Source organism: Gemmatimonadales bacterium (assembly GCA_019637315.1).
In the GTDB taxonomy this organism is placed as follows: domain Bacteria; phylum Gemmatimonadota; class Gemmatimonadetes; order Gemmatimonadales; family GWC2-71-9; genus SHZU01.
The window spans coordinates 132278-151448 of record JAHBVU010000004.1 but is presented as its reverse complement, the minus strand read 5'-3'; the positions used below and the strand labels follow the sequence as shown (position 1 = coordinate 151448).

16 protein-coding genes are annotated in these 19171 nt (G+C 66.4%); 4 read left to right on the top strand and 12 right to left on the bottom strand.

Annotated features, from left to right (window positions below; all coding sequences use genetic code 11):
- Positions 1-102: 102 nt before the first annotated feature.
- Positions 103-2442 carry a DPP IV N-terminal domain-containing protein gene (locus KF785_05570; GenBank protein ID MBX3146219.1) on the top strand — a complete coding sequence of 780 codons (2340 nt, stop codon included), beginning with the start codon at positions 103-105 and terminating at the stop codon, positions 2440-2442.
- A 44-nt stretch (positions 2443-2486) separates the two neighbouring features.
- Here KF785_05570 and KF785_05565 read toward each other — a convergent pair whose 3' ends face one another.
- From KF785_05565 to KF785_05525, 9 genes are all read right to left on the bottom strand, one after another.
- On the bottom strand, positions 2487-3041 hold the full coding sequence (locus KF785_05565; GenBank protein MBX3146218.1) for an LOG family protein: 555 nt from the start codon (positions 3039-3041) through the stop codon (positions 2487-2489).
- Position 3042: 1 nt separating this feature from the next.
- Complete coding sequence (locus KF785_05560; GenBank protein MBX3146217.1) at positions 3043-3864, bottom strand: class I SAM-dependent methyltransferase; 822 nt, start codon at positions 3862-3864, stop codon at positions 3043-3045.
- Positions 3865-3995: 131 nt separating this feature from the next.
- On the bottom strand, positions 3996-7292 hold the full coding sequence (locus KF785_05555) for an Hpt domain-containing protein (GenBank protein ID MBX3146216.1): 3297 nt from the start codon (positions 7290-7292) through the stop codon (positions 3996-3998).
- A gap of 12 nt (positions 7293-7304) precedes the next feature.
- The gene (locus KF785_05550; GenBank protein MBX3146215.1) at positions 7305-9872 is read right to left on the bottom strand and encodes an Hpt domain-containing protein; all 2568 of its coding nucleotides are present in this window, start codon (positions 9870-9872) and stop codon (positions 7305-7307) included.
- Between the two features lie 385 nt (positions 9873-10257).
- Positions 10258-10947, bottom strand: coding sequence for a DUF2911 domain-containing protein (locus KF785_05545; protein MBX3146214.1), 690 nt, complete (start codon positions 10945-10947; stop codon positions 10258-10260).
- 125 nt (positions 10948-11072) lie between these two features.
- Entirely contained in the window at positions 11073-11696 is a 624-nt protein-coding gene (locus tag KF785_05540; protein MBX3146213.1) for a hypothetical protein, read from the bottom strand.
- Positions 11693-12181 (bottom strand): signal peptidase II, encoded by a 489-nt coding sequence (gene lspA, locus KF785_05535; GenBank protein MBX3146212.1) that lies wholly within the window; start codon positions 12179-12181, stop codon positions 11693-11695. The genes KF785_05540 and lspA overlap by 4 nt, the downstream gene beginning before the upstream one ends.
- Before the next feature lie 78 nt (positions 12182-12259).
- On the bottom strand, positions 12260-13861 hold the full coding sequence (locus KF785_05530; protein ID MBX3146211.1) for an amidase: 1602 nt from the start codon (positions 13859-13861) through the stop codon (positions 12260-12262).
- On the bottom strand, positions 13858-14829 hold the full coding sequence (locus KF785_05525) for a DNA alkylation repair protein (protein ID MBX3146210.1): 972 nt from the start codon (positions 14827-14829) through the stop codon (positions 13858-13860). Before KF785_05525 ends, KF785_05530 begins: the two co-directional genes overlap by 4 nt.
- A gap of 220 nt (positions 14830-15049) precedes the next feature.
- Here KF785_05525 and KF785_05520 point away from each other — a divergent pair, with 220 nt between their 5' ends.
- From KF785_05520 to KF785_05510, 3 genes are read left to right on the top strand one after another with little or no spacing between them, the layout of a single operon-like run.
- Complete coding sequence (locus KF785_05520; GenBank protein MBX3146209.1) at positions 15050-15226, top strand: dodecin domain-containing protein; 177 nt, start codon at positions 15050-15052, stop codon at positions 15224-15226.
- A gap of 10 nt (positions 15227-15236) precedes the next feature.
- Positions 15237-15500 (top strand): LysM peptidoglycan-binding domain-containing protein, encoded by a 264-nt coding sequence (locus KF785_05515; GenBank protein ID MBX3146208.1) that lies wholly within the window; start codon positions 15237-15239, stop codon positions 15498-15500.
- Positions 15500-15943, top strand: coding sequence for a hypothetical protein (locus tag KF785_05510; GenBank protein MBX3146207.1), 444 nt, complete (start codon positions 15500-15502; stop codon positions 15941-15943). Before KF785_05515 ends, KF785_05510 begins: the two co-directional genes overlap by 1 nt.
- A gap of 69 nt (positions 15944-16012) precedes the next feature.
- Here KF785_05510 and KF785_05505 read toward each other — a convergent pair whose 3' ends face one another.
- The 3 genes from KF785_05505 to KF785_05495 all read right to left on the bottom strand — a co-directional run bounded on the left by KF785_05505 (position 16013) and on the right by KF785_05495 (position 19150).
- Entirely contained in the window at positions 16013-16498 is a 486-nt protein-coding gene (locus KF785_05505; GenBank protein MBX3146206.1) for a DinB family protein, read from the bottom strand.
- Entirely contained in the window at positions 16495-17856 is a 1362-nt protein-coding gene (locus tag KF785_05500; GenBank protein MBX3146205.1) for a hypothetical protein, read from the bottom strand. Before KF785_05500 ends, KF785_05505 begins: the two co-directional genes overlap by 4 nt.
- Before the next feature lie 88 nt (positions 17857-17944).
- The gene (locus KF785_05495; GenBank protein MBX3146204.1) at positions 17945-19150 is read right to left on the bottom strand and encodes a hypothetical protein; all 1206 of its coding nucleotides are present in this window, start codon (positions 19148-19150) and stop codon (positions 17945-17947) included.
- Between the last annotated feature and the right edge of the window lie 21 nt (positions 19151-19171).

Genomic DNA, 19171 nt, shown 5'->3' with positions numbered 1-19171 from the left:
AAGTCAAGTCCCGACTCCGCCGCCGGGCTGGCGGCGGTCGCCCTGCGTGGAGAGATTCCCATGTTCGCCACACCACACCCATCTGCGTACGGGATCCAACCCATGACACTTCGAACGGTACGCGCCGTCCTGCTGGCGCTTCCGCTCTCGTTAGGCGCGGTCGCGCCCCTTCTGGCCCAGGTCGACTACGCTCGCGCTGAGCGGCTTCTCCCCTGGCACACCGCCCGGTTGGTCTCGGGCGACTCCGTCCGGGCCGAGTGGTATCCCGACGGCAATCGGTTCTGGTACCGCAACAAGACCGCGGCTGGAGCGGAATTCGTTCTGGTCGACCCGGTACGGAACACCCGGGGGCTGGTGTTCGAGAACGCGCGGCTGGCGGCTGCGATGAGCGTGGCGCGCGACTCCGCCTACGATCCCGACCGGCTGCCGTTTGCCCGGTTCCGCTTCACGAACGACGGCCAGAACGAGCGGGAAATCGAGTTCAACGCCAACCGGAAGCGGTTTGTCTGCGACATCGTAGCCTATCGTTGCGCCGTGTCGGATACCCTGCCCAGCGACGTGCCCTACATCCTCTCGCCGGACAAGCGCCAGGAGGCGTTCGTGTCCGGACACAACGTCTGGGTTCGCTCGCGAGGCGGCAGAGACTCGACCCAGTTGACCACCGATGGGGTCGAGCACTGGAGCTATGGGCTCACGGCGCCGCGCCCCAACCAGGTCATCCGGCCACAGCCGCGGGCGCCCATGATTCGCTGGTCGCCCGACTCGCGCAAACTGGCGGTCAGCCGTCAGGACGAGCGCCGAGTCGCGCATATGCATTACATCTCGATGACCCATCAGCGGCCGAGGCACTATAGCCAGCCGTATGCGCTCCCGGGTGACTCGCTCATTCCGGTGCCGACGCTGCACATCATCGATGTCGCCAGCAAGTCCAATCGCGAAGTCCGGCTCGATCCGCAGCCGGTGCAGATCACCCTCAGCGGCTCGGCCCGCGATTCGGTCTGGAGCGATGGCAGCGATAAGCTGTATGTCAGCGCGCTGGGTCGGGGGTCGCAGCGGGCTACCCTTCACGAGGTCGACGCCGCAACGGGCACGGTCCGCCTCCGCGCGGCCGACAGCTCCAAGACCTTCGTCGAACTGGCTCCGCCTAACGAGCAGCAGACCTGGTACGTCACGCGCGACGGACAGGACACCTTCTGGTGGTCCGAGCGCGACGGCTGGGCCCATTTCTATCGCCTGGCCCCGGACGGATCGGTCCGCAACCGGTTGACGTCGGGCGCCTGGTTTGCAAGCGCCATTCAGCACGTCGATGAAACGGCCCGGCAGATCTACTTCACTGCCCGCGGCCGTGAAGCAGGGCATTTCTGGTACTACGCCAAGCTCTATCGCGTCAACTTTGACGGGTCGGGTCTGACGCTGCTGACCCCGGAAGATGCCAATCACGACGTCCAGTTCGCACCAAGCGGGCGGTACTTCGTCGACAGCTACTCGCGGGTTGAAACCCCGACCGTGACGGTGCTGCGATCGACGGTGGACGGGCGGATCATCCGGACCCTCGAAACCGCCGATGTGTCGCGTCTCCGCGAGGTCGGATGGCGACCGGCGCAGGTCTTCACCACCAAGGCCCGCGACGGTATCACCGATCTCAACGGCTTGCTCTTCTTCCCGCCGGCATTCGACAGCACCCGGCGCTACCCGGTCATCGTCGAGATCTATCCCGGGCCCCAGATCGGCAGTGTTCGGGGCTGGAACTTCAGGTCGGGCGCGGAGGCGTTTGCCCTGGCCCAACTCGGCTTCGTGGTCATCCAGCTCGATGCGATGGGCACGCCGCTGCGTTCGAAAGCGTTCCACGACAATTACTACGGTAACTTCATCGACAACGGGATACCGGACCAGATCGAGGCGGTCAAGCAGCTGGCGGCCCGATACCCCGGCTTCGATCTTGACCGGGTTGGCATCTTCGGGCACTCGGGCGGGGGCTTTGCGTCGACGGACGCGATTCTGCGCTTTCCGGATTTCTTCAAGGTGGCCGTGTCGACGGCCGGCAATCACGACAATCGCAGCTATAACATCTACTGGGCGGAGAAGTATCAGGGGCAGCTGGTGCGGGACACCTTGCGCAGTACCGACAACTATGCATCCTCAGCAACCGGCACCTACGCGGCGAATCTGAAGGGCAAGCTGTTCCTGATGACGGGTGACATGGATGACAATGTCCATCCGGCCATGACGCTGCAGGTTGCCGACCTGCTCATCAAGGCGAACAAGATCTTTGACTTCCTGATCCTGCCCAATCGGGCGCATGGGCTCAACGAACCCTATGTGATTCGCCGTCGGTGGGACTACTTCGTGCAGCATTTGCTGGGCCTGACGCCGCCAGCGGACTATGAAATCACGCAGCCGACCGAGCCATGGGCCCGATCGGCGGCGCCATACGACCAGTAACAGGAACCGTAAAACCGAGGCCCGTCCCGCGAGTAGCGCTGCCGCTACTCGCGTCGGTCTTCGGGGGCCCGGTAGTCCGCCATGCGACGAAGCAGCTCTGCCGCACTGCTGCCGACCACCAGCTGACCCCGCTGCGACTCGATCACGAAACGATCGACCTCGGCGTCGGACCCTTCCTTGAGCAACGTACTGTAGTAGCCGCCGTGATCGAGCAGCCCCAGGGGGCGATCGACGCTGCCGCCGCCCCAACCCCACACCGCGAACGCATCACCCAGCGAGGCGAACCCCCCGGGAAGGCCGAGGAATGCGTCGGACAGGCGCCCGACTTCCTCGCGCCATGCCCCCACCGACGCGGTCACCCGATCTTCGGCCAGGTCGGCCCGACCGGCGGGCCGGCCGTCGAGCCGGATGCCCAGCAGGCGACCGCCGCTCTGCGCGGCAGTGTCGGCCACCGTCTCGATCATGCCGGTTGCTGCGCTGTCGAACACCAGCGTAACGGCGTTCTCTCCCAGCAGGCGTCCGACCTGCAACGCGGCGGAGACCTCCTCTGGACTGACCAGGTCGGCCTGACCGGCAAAGACCGCAATGCGACGCAGCATACTAGCGAGTGGCCAGAATGATCCACGACCGCATCGGGCCGCGGATGACACCGTCGATGGTCCACGGTGCGAAGGTCTGCCGAGCCGCGTCGGCAACGGCGGCGCGGTCGGCATCCGGAAGGGCATCGACGAGTGGCCCGATCGGCGTCGCTGCAAAAGCGGCCAGGGCCTGATTCAGGCCGCCGTCAAAGACAAGATCTCGAGACTCCTCACCGACTTGGATGGCCGAGAAGCCGCTGTCGGCGACGCGGGCCCGGATGTCATCGGCGGTCCACCGGGGAAAGGGCGCGCGCATCAGGTCCGCCAGCTCGGCTTGCCCCGCATTGCGCAGCGCCTGCTGATAGGCAAAGAAAAGGGTGCAGTCTTCCGGCGGACACCAGACACTCGCGGCCAGCCGTCCTCCCGGTACCAGTGTCCGATGCATCTCGGCCAGTGCGCTGACGCCGTCAGGGAAAAACTGCAGGCCCTGCTGGCAGGTGACCAAGTCGAACGCCGCGTGCGGATAGGGCAGTGGCGAGGCAGGGCACACGGTATAGGCGATCGGCGCGTACTCCGCGCGCTCGGGCTTGGACTGAGCCCGTGTAATCATCGCCGGCGACGCATCACATCCGGCGACGATTCCCTTCGGTCCGATAACCCGGGCCAGGACTCGAGCGACGGTACCGGGCCCGGTGGCGACATCGAGCGCCCGAGACCCGCGAGTCGGCCGCGCGAGCGCAACCAGCCCTTCACCCCATGGCCCGAACAGCACCGGGACCAGCCGCTCGTCGTACCGGGCCGGGATTCGTTGATCAGTAAAGTCAAAGCTGGACGATCGATACACGCGCGGCATCCCGGGCAGCATGAATGCCCTAAAGGTATGATCGAGTCATCGCGGGCGGCCAGTCCGGCCCCATAACGGCGGCCTCGGCCCCCGGAGTCGCTCCGAGGCCCGAGGCCAAAGGGATGGTGAGGTTACGCCTGGGCCTGATCGAGGAAGGCCTGGACCCGCTCCAACTCGCGATCGATATGAGTCAGGTATCGGTCGGTCTGCCCCAGTCGCTTGAGACGCGCGTCGGCCTCGACCAGCGCAGCCAGCTTGGCAAGGGGCTCTGCCCCGATCAGACCGCACATGCCCTTGAGGGTCTGCGCCAGTCGCTGGGCTGCGTCAGTGTTACCCTGCGCCACGGCATCGCGCAGCTCTGCTGCCCGGACGGGAGCCTCCGAGGCGAAGCTGCCTGCCAGGGTAACGGCCAGCATCCGTCCCGATCCTTGCTGGGCCGGCGACAACTGCTCGGCAAAGGCTGCGCCGACCGCTGGCAACTCGGCTGGCAGACCCTGCGGGCTGGCGAGATCGAGCGTTGCGCGGGCCTCGGCGAGCGCGGCGGCAATCCGGGCTGTCGGACCGGCTCGTCCTGTCCGTTCGAATCGTCCGGCTGCGTCGGCTACCAGGGCCGACAGCCGGGCGGCGCCAACCCACTCGGCGGCATGGGCCAGCCGTTCGAGGGCTTCACCAAACTGGGAACCCTCTGCGGTCGCGAGTCGCTCGACCTCAGCGGCTCCGTCGCGCAGGAAGGTGCTGACCACGTGCTGGGTAAAGAAGCCGCCGCCTGTGGACAGGCCATCCAGCAGCTGCGGACTGACCACCTCGAACGTTGCGACGTCGATCTCAGGTTCCGGGTCGAGATCGGGATCCGCTCCGACGGGCTCGGCTGCGGCCCCAACAAAGGCGCTGGCGTCGCTGCGGTCGAGGATCGACTCGATCGCCTCCACAGAGGCATCGACAACTATCTCCGTCGCTTCGATCGCTTCGCTGGCGCCGTGGTTGACAGCAAACGTGGCGTCAGTCAGGTCGTCGACCGATGCTGCCTCGACCGCTGGAGCCGGGTCGACCGTCGCTGTCGACTCAACCTTCTCCGCGACCTCGACAACCGCCGCCTGCTCACATACGGCTCCCCGTTCGGCGACTACCGACTCGTTCGCGGGTTCTACCTCGTTCGCCGCCCCAACGGCGTCTGCCGCCAGATAATCTCCCGGCGAGCTCAGCGCGACTGCTTCGATCACCGCGCTGGGAGCGTCGATCGTCTCCTCCGTATGCGATACCAGCCCCTCGAGCGCCGGGACAACCGCTTCGTCCGATTCCCAGAGGGCGTCCTGATGTCCATCGATCAGGGAGACTGGCAGCTGCGCTGCTGGCTCGTCGATAGCGTCATTCACTGCCGCCTCGACTGGCGCCTCGAGGGTAACGTCTGCCTCGAGAGAACTCCCGGCGATTGCCAGCGCTTCATCCGTTTCCGCGGTATCACTGATTTCGATCACTGCCTCGATCGACCGTTCCACGGCCAGATCCTCCGTCGCCGGGTTCGGATCGGGCAGGATGGTCGAGGACGGCGGCGCCAGGAGTGCTGCCGGCTCATCGCTCGCGGTGGACTCCGCGGCTGGCTCGACCGCCGCGGGTACGCTATCGAAGACTAGCTGAGCATCGAGTGCGCCGGCATCGGATGTTTCGGCTGGCGCTGCGGCGGCCTCTGGAGCGGCATCCGCGACGGGCGGGATTGCCGGGGGCGCCAGCATGTCGAGCGTGATGCGGAACAAACTCGGCTCGGACACGCTGGCTTCGATCGGTGGCACGGCCGGCCCGATCAGTGACTGCGGCTCGCCGGTCGCCGCTTGCAGCGCACTCTCGGTGCCTGGGGTCGGAACCGGGTCGGGTTGCCGGGCGGACTCGACAACCGGAGCGGCGGACTGGCTCACCGCAGCGCCGTTCGGGCTTTCGGGGAGCGGAAGCGCCAGCAGTGAATCGAGGGCCGCGGGCAGAGGCGCTGATGCTGCTTCTGGCGGCGCTGCTGTTGCCAGGGGCTCGAGTGTAGCGGCGGCCTGCTGCTCAGTTGCGTCAGCGACCTGAGTGTCGAACTGCTCGGCTTCGTCGCTCGGGGCGACCGACTCGATCGAATCGGGCTCGGCCAACGGCTCTGCCGGAGCGGTCAGGCTGGCCAGCATCTCGTCGATGCCTTCGACTTCGAATGACTGCGCGTTCCGAACCTCGGCCAGCGAGTGGCGGGTAATCAGCGAGTGGCCTTTGCCGGTCGGGCCCAGGCGTGAGAGGGCTTCCAGCGATTCGCGAATCTCCTCGGCGGGTACGGGCTTCCGCAAGTATGCGGCAAAGCCGGCGTTCCAGAGCTTCTGTCCATCACCGGGGCTACCGACTGCAGTGACCATGACCAGCGCCACCGGGGCGACCAGGCTGTCGGCCTTGAGGTCGCGAGCCAGCTCCATATGGATCGGTCGGACCGCGTAGTGGGAAATGATACAGGTGCGATAGGGGTCGCCGTCGGCCATCGCCTGCCGGAGCTGCGTAGCGACCGACTCGATCTCCGCCGTGAACTCGACCCGCCAGCCGGCATCCTGAAACTGCTGGGCGAATCGGGAGCGATTGGAGAAGTCGGCCTCGACGATCAGGGCCCGGCCGCCGCCGGTCACCATCGGTTCCGTGGTCGCGTTGGTCTCGTACTGGGTCGCCGTCGGCATTGGGATCGAGAACCAGAGCCGATTGCCCCGCCCCGGCTCGCTTTCCGCATGGATCACACCGTTCATCAGGCGAACGAGTTCGGCCGAGAGTCGGAGGCCGAGACCGGTCACGCCGAATGACCGATAGGGCGAGGCGTCGAGCGGAACGTACTCGTCGAAGATGCGCGCCAACCGGTCCGGGGCAATCCCAATGCCAGTATCCTCCACGGAGAATCGGATGGCGGGGATCCCGCTTCGCTCGCCGTCCGGCATGACGCGGATCACCACCTCGCCGTGTGTGGTCCCGTTGACGGCGTATCCGACCAGGTTGCCGATGATCTGGCGAGTCCGACCCGGATCGCCCACCAGATAGCGAGGCAGCTCCGGACGCCAGTCGACCCGCAGCGCCAGGCCACGTTCGTTGGCTTTCGGCGTCAGCGCGCTGGCGGTCTCTTCGATCATCGACTTGAGATCGAACGGAATCGGCTCGATTGCCAGCCGGTTGGCGGCGACGCTGGCGAGGTCCAGCACGTCATTCAGGATGACCGACAGGCTTTCGCCCGCGGCGTGTACGCTCTTGACGTACTGTGCCTGGCGCGGGGTGACCTCGTCGTCGAGCAGCAGCGCCGACATCCCGATGATGGCATTGAGCGGCGCTCGCAGTTCGTGTCGCATCGCCAGCAGGTATTCGCTCATCTCGGGAAGTGACACCGTGTCGTTCCGATGAACGTCCGATGGTTGCGTCTCGGGCTCGTAGATGCTCATTGACTCACTCCGTTAGGCTCCGGCTTGAGCGCCGGCCAATCCGTCCAGTAGCACTTCGACTCGTTCCCATTCCGTGCGAACCTCTCGGGCCGCGGCGCGAGCGGCCGCGCCGGTGGAGTCCGCCAGGGCAACGCAGCGCGCCGCAAGCGGGCTTGCTCCAATCAGACCGCACATACCCTTGAGGTCGTTCGCGCGCGCTCTCAGCGCGGCCCAGTCGCCGTCGCCGGCGGCTTGTTCGATGGCTTCGACCCGACTCGGTGCCTCGGTCCGGAACAGCGTGATCAGCTGGCTGCCCAGTCCTGAGCCGCTCGTGAGTGACGCCGTGATCTGTTCCAGGGTCGCCGGGTCGATGGCGGGTTCAGCGTTGGCGGCACGCGGGTCGGTCGTTGGCTCGTCGTCGAAGCTGATCGTGACGGTCGCATCGGCCACCAGCTCGACCGGGGTGCTTGCTGCGCCGGATTCGGCGGCACTGACCGGTTCGGGAAGGTCGAGACCGAAGGTGGCGTTGGCCGGCGCGGCGGTATGCCAATCCGGCTCGGCATGGGCGCCGACGAACGGGTTGGCTGCCGGGATCAATGGCAGGGCGAGCAGCCGTCGCGAATCCGGGCCGTCGTACTCGAAGGCCGCCGTACCGCCCATTGCCCGGGCAATGTGATGAGCCGCGCGCCACTCGAGGAACGGCTCCGGGAAGCCAGGCTCCCCGGTGCCGAGGGTGCTCCGTATCGCATTGGCGCGGGCCTCGGTGAATGGGGTTCCGCGGCATTCGATCGTGAACAGGATCCGGTCCGGGGTGCGGCGGTCCTCGAATTCGACTCGAAGCGAAAGACGTCCGCCGCTGGCGTCCGTGGCGAGGCAATCGAGGGCGGTCCGCAGCAGGCTGCGGTCGCCTTCGACCCAGTCCGAAACGCCGGGTGCAATTGCCAGCTCCGCATTGAGACTCTGCGCGGCTTCCTGCAGGAAGGTGTAGAAGTCGAACGGTGCGGGCGTGGCCATCAGGCTTCCGTTGAGACCGGCACCAACCAGCTCCAGTCGATGGCGGATGGCCAGCGTCGCGGTTCCGGAGGGCAGCTGGGCAGCGACGCCCTGCAAGAGGTGACCGAGGCTCTCTTTGCGCTGTTCGTCTCGTGCCTCCGCGTCGGCAACAGCCAGCTCCGCAGCTCGCTGTCCCGTCAGATCGACCAGACGGCCGGTGACCGCGTTGGCGCTGACGACCGCTTCGATTCGCACGGGGAACCAGTCCTGGGACCCGCGGCGGGCCCGGGCATCGCTGGCCCAGGTGGCGGGTGTCGGGCGGTCCGCCGCCAGCCAGGCCAGAATCGGACCCGCATCGTCCGGGTGGAGCCGGTTGGTCAGCGCCACCAGCGGCGACACAATGTCACCGTCCTGATAGCCGAGCAGCTCATGGAAGCGGGCGGTGGTGGTCCATTCGCCGGAGATCAGGTCGCGCTCCCAGAGACCATCGCGGCCGGCCCGGGTCAATCGGTCGAACCGCTCCAGCCCGGCGCGATGGTGTGAGATGACCCGGTTGACGGCGCCGGTGACGAGCCGCCACTCCGCTGCGTTGGACGGGGCGGTAATCAGTGAGCCTGGCGCGCCACCTGAGCTGCCGCCGAGGCTGCGGGCCAGTGTTGCGGCCGGCGCGACGAGCCAGCGCATCATGGCGGCCCAGGCGGCCGCCACGGCCAGAAGGATCAGGGCCAGGCCGAGCCCGGCGGCAAGGGCCACCTTACGCTCGGCTGCGAGATAATCGGCGCGGCTGGTCGTCACCGTGGCCAGTGATGTCTGCTGCGCAAAAATGTCGGTCAGGGCAAACTGGACTCGGGCACTGTCGCGCCCGTCGGTATCGACCCGAGGCTGAAACGCAGGCCGGGTGGGCGTCAGCGGCTGTACCGTCGGGGTACCGATCCGATCGGCGCCACCAGTCAGCGCGGCAGGATCGAACGGTCGGACGACCACGAGATAGCCCCGAATCGGTCGGCTGGCATCGGTGTAGGCCGTCGGGAGAATCGGTGCGCCGCCGATCCAGTAGAGTCGGTCGCCCTGGCGGATCAGGCCGATCTCCGGTGACCGGTTGTCCAGCATTCGGAAGAAGACGTTGCTACCGGCGACCTGAGCCAGGTCGGCGCTGCCCGACCGACCGGCGGCAAAGATGCGTTTTCCGTTCGGGTCGTAGATCCCGAGATACGGATCGCCGTGCTGGCTCAGGAAACGATCGGCAAACGTGGGTCGGATGAACGAGTCGGAAGGCGCCGGGCCCTTCTCCGCCAGAGTATAGAGGGCGTCAGAGAAGGCCGCCTCCATCAGGCGGGTACGATCCCGGCTCTCCAGCTGATCAAGGCGGCCGCGGGCGTCCGCCGCGAGGCCGATGTACCGGGTCCGCTCGAGAGACCGGATGGCGCCTGCGGCCCGAACCACCACCACGGCACCGGCCGCCATCAGGATCAGTGCGCCAAGGGCTGCTCCGAGCGTGACGCGGGCCCGCAGGCTGGTCAGTTTCGGGCGCCCCGTTCGCGCAGCGGATTGCCGCGGTGCCGCGCTGGGCCGCGAATCGCGCGTCGAGTTGGAGTTGTCTTGGGCCATGGCACAATCATCCCTGACGGACGTACGGCGACTAGCCCTGCCCTCCCGTGCATAAGTCGGGCTTGTTTTCCGATCGCGCCGGCGCCCCGACGAGCGACGTCGGTATTATGTCAAATAGAGTGTGCGATATTGACACAGTATGATGGGGTGCTACTCCCAGCGACATTGAGTCTGGCACTCGCTGGCTATGATGTTATTATGAAATAATTTACCACTTATGTCCCGGCTTGAGTTCGATCGCAAGATGTGCTGATGTCTGTACCGATAGCGCACGGTGAAGATCTGACATAATCGATCGGCGTCGGCGACAGGTTGCGCCTCTCCAATTGGTAGCTTGCTCGACGGTATTGGATTTTGCGGCCCCTTTTCAGGTCCGGCCGGGTCCCTACGGCGTAGTGTCAGCCCTGATCGGAAGGCGAACTTCGGTGCTTTCCCAGCGCAGGATCAGGGTTCCCGAGTTCGAGTCGTCGTTCATGCCCTCGAAGGCAAAGGTGAGGCGATCCGACGGCGGGTCCAGGGTTCCCGCCGGGACGATGGTTCGGCCGACTTCCTGGCGGGCGATCGACTCGGTGTAGTCCTGCTCCCGGCCCCACTGTTTGGTGGCCCGGTTGACGACGATTTCCCAGGTTTCCGGCCCGGGGACAGTGTAGAGCGAGACGTTGCCCTCGACCACCGGCATCCCGGCAATGGCGATCGGCCCGCTGCTGCGAATCGTGGTTGGTTCGTTGGCGCCGGTGCGCCAGAGATGTCCGTAAGGAACGTCCGGACTGCCCAGCCGTCGCTTGCCGCGGCTGGCGGGGGCGCCGTAACAGACTTTGACGCGAGTGGAGCCCAGCTCAAACGTGACGGAACGGAGCGGGCTCGCACGGAGCAGGTACGCGTCGGCGACCCGCCAGTTGTGGCGACAGGGAAGTCGGGTGCCCAGCGGACCGGACCAGTCGCCGCCGAGCACCGCAAAGCCGACCGCCAGGGCACCGACACCGAACGTCAGCCCGCCGACGCCGAGCCGGCGATAGAGCAAGCCGATCAGGGCGGTGACGGTAAGGATGGTAACGCCCAGCCACGCAATGCCCACCCGACGGAGGTGCTCAAGCTCGACCAACTGCGTCAGCAGGGGGCCCGCCAGGGTGGCCGCGATGCCTGCCAGAAGCAGGGGTCGGCCGAATGACGGCCGCGTCGTGCGCGGGGAGGGCGGCTCCGTCAGGGCGACCGAGCCGACGCGGTTGATGACGCCGGGTCGATGCCGAGCTCCACGGCGCCGGTGGCCAGTCGCACGACGCCGTCGCGGGGCACCTGGATGTAGAGGTCGCGCCCGGTCTTGGTCAGCGCCGGATACTGCCGACCAACCGATGCCATCATCTGTCCCAGAATAAACTCGGGCAGCGCCATCCCATTGACCGCAATGCTCCGGAGCCAGAAGCGGAGGATTTCGGGGCCGGTGCGCTGCATCAGCACGGTTGCCGCGATCATCGTGCTCGAGTCCACCATCGCTGCGATCGGGCCGAGCAGCGCCCGGGTCTCCAGCGGCAGGTCCTGCAGCCGGCCACGGATGTTGATATGGGTGGTGTCGACCCGTACGATGATGCCGAGACCATCGGGCATCGGTCCAGCGTCGAGACGGGCCAGCAGATAGGAGGCCCAATCGCCACCGTCGATCTGACCGGTTGGCAGGGTTCGGTCGACAAAGACCGAGTCGACCATGGCGGCGCCTCGGATAACCCCCGCCTTGGACAGCGTGCCCGGGTCGGGATTACGCTGGGCGGCCAGTGATGTAATCGGCCCAAGCAGTGCAGTGGCGATCAGGGCGACGAGCAGTTTCATCATGTTGGTTTGGATTCGGGAACGGAAGACAGATACCAGGCCAGCAGCACGCCCCCGACGCAGATCCCGATGTCAGCAACGTTGAAGGTCCAGAACCGAACGTCTCCGATTCCGATATCGATGAAGTCCACCACACCTCGGGGCGAGCGCAATCGATCGTAGAGATTGCCCAGCGCACCCCCGATCAGCAGACCGACCGAAAGGCCGACGATGGTGCTTCTCGCATCCGCTCGGCGATAGATCTGGGTCAGCACAATCACGATGATGGCCGCAGTCAGGCTGAAGAAGATCCGGGAGTGCTCTCCAACAGAGATGCCCAACGCGGCCCCAGGGTTGTAACCCAAGGTAAAGCGGAAGAAATCGCCGATGACGGATTCCGGGACCGACCACGCCAGGTGGGTTTCGGCCAGGCCCTTGGTCGTACAATCGGCCAGGAACAGCAGCAGGAAAACCGGCCAGAAAATCCTGGCCTTCCGCGCAATAGTCATGTCCCCAATTTGGCGCGGGGCAGAGAGGAGGGGAAGCCGCTGCCCGCTGCTGCCGGCTCGGACCGGTCGGACCCCCTGCTAGATGACCGGTTGAAAGGTCGGCGCCCGCCGAGCCTTGGTGGCCTGCTCGAACGCATAGGCCAGACCGATCAAACGAGCTTCGCTCCAGGCAGGGCCCATGAATGAGAGGCCGATTGGGAGGCCCTGGATCATTCCCATCGGGACTGTAATGGCCGGGTATCCGGCCACCGCGGCCCAGGTCGAGCTGCCGCCCCCGAAGCGGTCGCCGCTAACGTGATCGATCGGCCAGGACGGGCCGGTGGTGATGGCCACCAGCGCCTCCACCTGGTGCCGAGCAAGCAGTGCGTCGATGCCCTCGTCGCGGCTGAGGCGGCGGGAGGTGGCCAGCGCATCGAGATACTCCTGGCTGGACAGGTCGCCCAGGGCGGCCGCCCGCTCGAGGCTCTCCTGGCCGAAGGTGGACCCCTCCCGGGCCGCGTTGGCCTTGTTGAACGCGATGATGTCCGCCAGGGTCCGGTGCGGGACCCGCCCGCCCAACGTGGCGAGATAGGCCTCGACTCCCGCCTTGAACTCGTAGTGCAGCACGGTGCCCTCCGCGGCGCCGAGCGCGGCAGGGGCTTCGAAATCGGTCGGGTCGACCAGGTCGGCGCCGGCTCTCTTGAGCGCAGCTACCGCCTCCTCGAACACGGCGTTGCCCTTGGCCGCGACGTTGATATGACGGCGGACCACTCCGATCCGGGCGCCGCGGAGGGCGTTGGCGTCGAGCGCCTGACGGTAGTCGCTCAACGCCCTGCCACGGCTGGCCTCGGTGGCCGAGTCGCGTGGGTCCACGCCGGTCAGCGCGCCAAGCAGCACGGCGGCGTCGGCCACGGTGCGGCACATCGGCCCGGCGGTGTCCTGCGAGTGGGAAATCGGAATGATGCCAGACCGACTCCAGAGCCCGACCGTCGGCTTGATACCGACGAGGCCGTTGACCGAAGACGGGCAGAGAATCGACCCGTCTGTTTCGGTTCCGATCGTAACTGCCGCCAGGTTGGCAGCCCCGGCCGACCCCGATCCCGAACTCGATCCGCACGGCGACCGATTAAGCGCATAGGGGTTCCGGGTCTGGCCCCCTCGGCCGCTCCAGCCGCTGGAGGAGGGGCGCGATCGGAAGTTGGCCCATTCGCTCAGATTGGTTTTGCCGAGGAGCACCGCGCCTGCTGCGCGCAGCCGCTCGACAATGAAGGCATCGCGCGGGGCGATGGATCCGGCCAGGGCCAATGCGCCCGCGGTCGTCTGCATTCTGTCGGCGGTATCGATGTTGTCTTTGATCAAGACCGGAATTCCGTGCAGCGGACCGCGGACCTTACCGGCTCGCCGTTCGGCATCGAGTCCGTTGGCAATCGCCAGGGCGTCCGGGTTGAGTTCGACCACCGCGTTGATGGCCGGGCCCCGCTTGTCGATGGCGTCGATGCGCCCCCGGTACAGCTCGACCAGACGGCGCGCGGTCCAGCGGCCCGCCGTCATGCCCTCCTGGAGCGCCGCGACGGTCAGTTCATTCAGCTCGAAGTTGTCGAAGGCAGCGCGGTCGGCTGCCCGGACAGTTCCGGCGCCAGGGGCGATCGAGGCCGAGAGTCCGGTGGCAACGGTTGCTCCGATGAACTGGCGGCGTTTCATCTGGTCCTCCGCGAAGATTGGCGAGTGGGACCGCGGCGTTTGAAATGCGCGAGTCCCTTCATGGCTTCACGCCGTGAGAGCGGCGAGAGTTCGGGGCCGTGGCGGGCAAGGTAGTCAGCCACCTCGTCCGGCCGGGCTTTGGCATGCTCGCGCAAGGCCCAGCCGATGGCCTTGCGCAGGAAGAACTGGGACGAGCCGAGCGATGGGGCGATGGCATCCCAGAGCAGCTGGCTGTCGGTCGCGTCCCTGAACGAAACCTGCGCGATGATCGCGACCCGGCGAAGCCAGATGTTGTCGTTCCGGGCCCAGGCCCGCAAGGTGGGCTTGAGCCGGTCAGGATAGGTCGCGAGCAGCACAGCCACTCGGGCGGCCAGCCCGTCGACGAGATCCCACCAGGCTCCCTCCTGAATCATCCGCCGATAGAGCGGGAGCACGGCGAGTGAAATGAACCGTTGATAGGGTGGGTGCGCGGCGAGCTCGATTGCCGCGTACCGCTCTTCCCGATGGGTCGCCTGGTCCCAGAGGTCTCCGATGGCCTGGCGCCAGTCGGCGGCCATACCGATCGGGTGGGAGTCGAAGATGTCCCGCACCAGGCGGCGCATCTCGGGGACCGCCACACCATGGAACGGCATGGTCGACTTCATGTACGCCTGGGCGCCCTTGGCCCGGGTCGGGTTGCCCGCTCGTGCAAGGGCGGCCCGGATGGGTACGGTCAGCGATACGTCCGTACCGGGCTTCATGGCCGAGCGCTGTCGCGAGCCGCTGGCAACGGAGACGATGGCATGAGGTCGGCTGTGGTGGCTGAAGGCTAAACCGGAAAGGTAGCGCCGAGTTGCACGCGGGCGCGAGCGCCCCTCGGGGTACGCCTCGATGATCACTCGGACGCGGGCGGCGCTCCCGCCGGCTGCTCGCGATGTGGGGTTGCCGGCCCCGGCAATCGTCCTGACTTTGAGACGTGCTGATCGCATTTGAGTCGCTGCAACCAGGGTCAGTGCACCCGGGGGCAGTTCGACACCGACGCCGTTCGGCGGCAGTGTCGAGTCGCCGGTTTCGGGTTCTCGTCGGGTCGACCGCACGTTGGAATCCGGGACGCCCCCGTGTGGCCACCAGGACTCCAACACCGTTACCGCTGTTCGCCGAGACCATCACAAAGGGGGAACCATGTCAGTGGCCAAGGTCGTGGAGATAATGGCGACGTCCAAGAAGAGCTTCGAGGATGCCATCAACTCCGGCATTGCCCGCGCCAGCAAGACGCTGGATGACGTTCAGGGAGCGTGGGTCAAGTCGATGAAGGTCGAAGTCGAGAAGGGTAAAATCGTACAGTATCGCGTGATCATGAAGGTCACGTTCGTCCTGAACGCCTAGGGAGGAATCGATGGCGAACGAAAAGCCGGACTTTTCCGATGTGACGAGTCGAGTCGACTCGACGGCACCGATCCAGGAAACGCCCAAGCCCGCGCCGCGGACCTACACCGTGGTTGCCGGTGACAGTCTATCCAGGATCGCCAAGAAGTACTACGGCAACCCCAACCGGTGGAAGGTGATCTTCGATGCCAACCAGTCGGTGGTTGGCCCCGATCCGAACCTGATCAAGCCCGGGCAAGTGCTGACGATCCCGGAGCTGGAAGGAGCGTCGTGATGATGACATTCGCCCGTGTAGTACTGATTGCGGGACTGACCCTGACCTCGCTGGCCGCCTGCAACCGGGCCTCGCCGCCGCCTCCACCTGCCGAGGTTCCGCCGCCACCTCCGCCGCTGGCGTTTGCGGGGCTCGAGCTTGGCAAGGGTGTCGACCCGTCGATGCGCGTGGTGACCCCGACGGATGTCTTCGGCCTTCGCGATACGATCTATGCGTCGGTAGCTACGACCGGTGCAGATACGTCTGCTGCGTTGGGCGCGATCTGGACCTTTGGTGACGGACAGCTGGTCGACTCGACGACCGTCCGAATCCAACCATCGGGCCCGGCCAACACTCAGTTCAGCATCATGCGGGCGTCCGCGTGGCCGGTCGGCAAATACAAGGTGTCGATCAGCCTGAATGGCATCACTGTCAGCGAGAAGGAGTTCGAGGTGAGGCGCTGACGCTGGCCCTTCGGTTTGCAGCCGCTCCCGTCCCCGTGGTTGCCGGGGCGGGAGCGCTCGCATACTCCGTCAGCGAGGCGCTGGGGGCGTGACAGTCTCGCGAACGAACTGGATGTAGTCGGTAGAGATCGGGACGCCCCCGGCTTGTCGCACGGTCGTGGCGATCTGACCGCGGTGGTAGGCGCCATGCAGACAGAGGTGGGTCACGATGTCGATCGCCGGCGTCGTGAAGCGGGTGCCGGTGCTGTTGGCGTAGCTCACGCCGCGGTGCAGGTCGTCGAGACTCATCGAAGCAACCAGAGAGCGAAGGGCCTCGACCGTGGCGCGTCCGAGCCGGGTGGCCTGTTCGAGGCTCAGCGTGGGCCAGACCGGATGAGCTGGTGTTGTTCCCGTCAGCCGCGCATGCCAGATATGCTCCGCCGCAACCAGGTGGGCCATCAGCGTCAGCGTGGCGGGGGGCACCGAGTCGGCCGCGGCCAGCGCCCGGGCGACCCGCTCATCCGCCCAGGCAAGATGGTCGAGCATCCGACCGAGCAACGCCAGCTCGTCGCTCACGCCGACGGCTGGAAGGGGGTCAGCTCAGGTGGCCGCGGTGCGGGAAGACCCGCGCCGTAGCGGCAGGCGTCGACGTATGCCGCTGGTACCTGAGCACAGATGGGCTCGCGATCGGCGGGGTCTCGGCGCAGGACGCTGGTTTGCTCCCCGATGGCGTTGTAGCAGGCAACTGCGTAGCGTCGATCGGTCAACCTGGCGCAGAATGGGAAGCCGTCGGCCGGGATGGAGGAGACGTCGATGAAGTTCTTGACGGCCCCGACGTAGCACCACGTTTGCAGCGCATCATTCCCCTTGGCGCAGTTCTCGATCGACTTGTCCAGGTCGAGTACCGTGTAACCGGCGACATAGGTGCCGATGCCCTGATAGCACGAGGGCTGCATCGCCACAGGCGCCCCGTCGCAGGCGGCGGCAATCTTGCCCCAGTCGGCTCCCGTCGTCTCGATGATGATGCCGGCCTGCATGCCGAAACACGACGACTGGTACTTGGTATCGAGCACGCTGCAGGGATAGAGCGGATCGTTACGGTCTCGGATGGCAAAGGTGTCGGTCGCAGCGCCGTGATGGTCATGGCCTGCCATGTCGTGCGCGGCGTGATCGCTCGAACTCTGACTCGCGTCGGTGGTGTGGTCACCATGGTCGCCGGCCTGGCCCGCCTTGCGGTGCGGGTGGTGCGACTGGCCGCGACCGGCGACGATGAACTCCATGAACGCCCCGCCATAGCAGGACTGGGCGTCCCAGCTGTTGACCAGCCAATCGCAACCGGCCAGGGCCTTGGGCAGGTGCAGGCCGGTGTTCTGAATCAGTCCGTGGCCGATGCCGTGGACGCACTGGAACCGAAGCCAGAGGTTCGAGGCTGTTGCCGGCATGTCGTTGCAGAGACCGTAGACGGTGGCGCTGTCGGTTCCCTGCGCATCAAGAAAGGCCTGGACGACGCCGTGGTAGCACCCCGACTGATACAGACCGGTGCAGGACTCGTAGACTGCGCCGACGTCCTTGCCCGGGGTCCAGGCGTTGATGCCGACCACGTGTGTCAGGTCGTGGCCGTAGCGATTGGAGCCGGGATCGATTCGGCTCAAGACGGACAGCGCGTCCATGGCCAGACGCACCTGGCCTCGCTCGGTTATTTCCAGAAAGATCTCTTCGTAGCAGGCTTGCTTCCCACTGCCCGCCAGCCGACAGCGGTTCTTCGCGAAATTGGCAAGCTCGATCGAGTCTCCGGTGGCAGGCTGATCGATGACCTGCTCGAGTGACTTGGACCCGAGGCCCGGGACGATGGCACCTTGCGAGTAGCCGTACGCGGCCGCACCGAGGGTCACGATGAGCAGGATGATGACGCCGACGAGAATCTTCCGAATCATGGTTACCGCCCCACTGATGAATCAGAGGGAAAAGTAGCGTTGCCGCTCAGCCGTGCCAAAAGCCCGCCCGCCCGGGGGGCGGGCAGGGTCAGGGGAGCGGTGGAAGTGGCAGGATGAGAGTCGAGAAATCGTGCTCGATGGTCCAGAAAGGCGTCACGACCAGCCGCTGCAGAGGCGCCTGGCTGGCCGGAAGCTGGATCCCGGCCCGGCGGCCCGCGAGAGCGGCTGCTGTATCCGCAGGCAGGCGGAGGATTTCGGTCCATTGCTCGCCGGTGCGTGAGGCCCAGAGGCTGGTATAGCCCATGATGGGGGCGGATGCCCGGGTAAACCGGGAGCCCGGCTCGAATGTCGTCGTGACGATCAGGGTACCGTCCGCCAGGCGCGCCGAGGCATAGCTCGGGTTGCCGATGTCCTGAAGGCGGGTCAGTGCGCGGCTGGCGGGATCGAACCGAAAAATGGATGCGGCCGCCTCGTCGTTGTCGCTGCCCCAGTAGAGCGCACTGTCGGTCACGATCATCGACACGATGCGCGCGTCCTGCGTGCCACGGAGCAGGGTGTCGACCCGCTGCAGTCCGGCGTCGGCGGAAAGCAGCATGATCTCGTCACCCCGGTCGCCGGTGGCTATCCAATAGGTGTTGCGGTAGCGGTCCCAGGTCACGGAATGCACGTGAAAGGTGACGCCTGAGGCAAACTGCTCGATGACTTCCCACCGGCGGCCGTCGTCGGTACCGCGTACGAGGCGAACCGGATGGGGCCGCGGATCGGTTCGGTACTCGCCGTACAGCACCGTATCTCCGGCGCCCACGGCAACGCCGCCGGTGGGAAATCCGCCCGGGAAGGGTCCCAAGGCCTCGAAGGATCGGCCCTGATCGGCCGTCCGATAGATCCGGTCATAGAAGACGAGGAGCGTCCCGGTCGAAAGGCGGACCACGGTTCCCGGCCCGCGATTCAGCCGGATCCGGCGGACCAGCTGGAGTCGCGCAATGGCGTTTCGCAGTTGCGCACCGACGCTCCGCTCTGGTTTGGGCAACACGCCCAGCAAGCGAAAGGATGCGCCGCCATCTCGGCTTTCGTAGAGAGCGTGGTCTTCGATGGCGTAGAGGGCGTCGTCGGCAGCGGCAACGGTGCGCAGCCTCGGAATGGCGCGCGCCTCGATGGGCGGCTGCCCGTCCGGTGCCTCGAGTCTGACCGGGTGCCCGGCGGGCGAGCGCGCACGCCAGCGCATCTCCAGCGCGACCGCTGCGAGTGCACCCGCCGCCAGGGCGATCAGCGCCCCTCGCACCCACGCTCTCATGGGTGCTGGGGCGTGCCCGGC

Excerpts from the sequence above, each read along its gene's own strand:
- KF785_05570 (MBX3146219.1), top strand. The coding sequence starts at position 103 with ATGACACTTCGAACGGTACGCGCCGTCCTGCTGGCGCTTCCGCTCTCG.
- KF785_05565 (MBX3146218.1), bottom strand. The coding sequence starts at position 3,041 with ATGCTGCGTCGCATTGCGGTCTTTGCCGGTCAGGCCGACCTGGTCAGT.
- KF785_05555 (MBX3146216.1), bottom strand. The coding sequence starts at position 7,292 with ATGAGCATCTACGAGCCCGAGACGCAACCATCGGACGTTCATCGGAAC.
- KF785_05550 (MBX3146215.1), bottom strand. The coding sequence starts at position 9,872 with ATGGCCCAAGACAACTCCAACTCGACGCGCGATTCGCGGCCCAGCGCG.
- KF785_05540 (MBX3146213.1), bottom strand. The coding sequence starts at position 11,696 with ATGATGAAACTGCTCGTCGCCCTGATCGCCACTGCACTGCTTGGGCCG.
- lspA (MBX3146212.1), bottom strand. The coding sequence starts at position 12,181 with ATGACTATTGCGCGGAAGGCCAGGATTTTCTGGCCGGTTTTCCTGCTG.
- KF785_05530 (MBX3146211.1), bottom strand. The coding sequence starts at position 13,861 with ATGAAACGCCGCCAGTTCATCGGAGCAACCGTTGCCACCGGACTCTCG.
- KF785_05525 (MBX3146210.1), bottom strand. The coding sequence starts at position 14,829 with ATGCGATCAGCACGTCTCAAAGTCAGGACGATTGCCGGGGCCGGCAAC.
- KF785_05520 (MBX3146209.1), top strand. The coding sequence starts at position 15,050 with ATGGCGACGTCCAAGAAGAGCTTCGAGGATGCCATCAACTCCGGCATT.
- KF785_05515 (MBX3146208.1), top strand. The coding sequence starts at position 15,237 with ATGGCGAACGAAAAGCCGGACTTTTCCGATGTGACGAGTCGAGTCGAC.
- KF785_05510 (MBX3146207.1), top strand. The coding sequence starts at position 15,500 with ATGATGACATTCGCCCGTGTAGTACTGATTGCGGGACTGACCCTGACC.
- KF785_05500 (MBX3146205.1), bottom strand. The coding sequence starts at position 17,856 with ATGATTCGGAAGATTCTCGTCGGCGTCATCATCCTGCTCATCGTGACC.
- KF785_05495 (MBX3146204.1), bottom strand. The coding sequence starts at position 19,150 with ATGAGAGCGTGGGTGCGAGGGGCGCTGATCGCCCTGGCGGCGGGTGCA.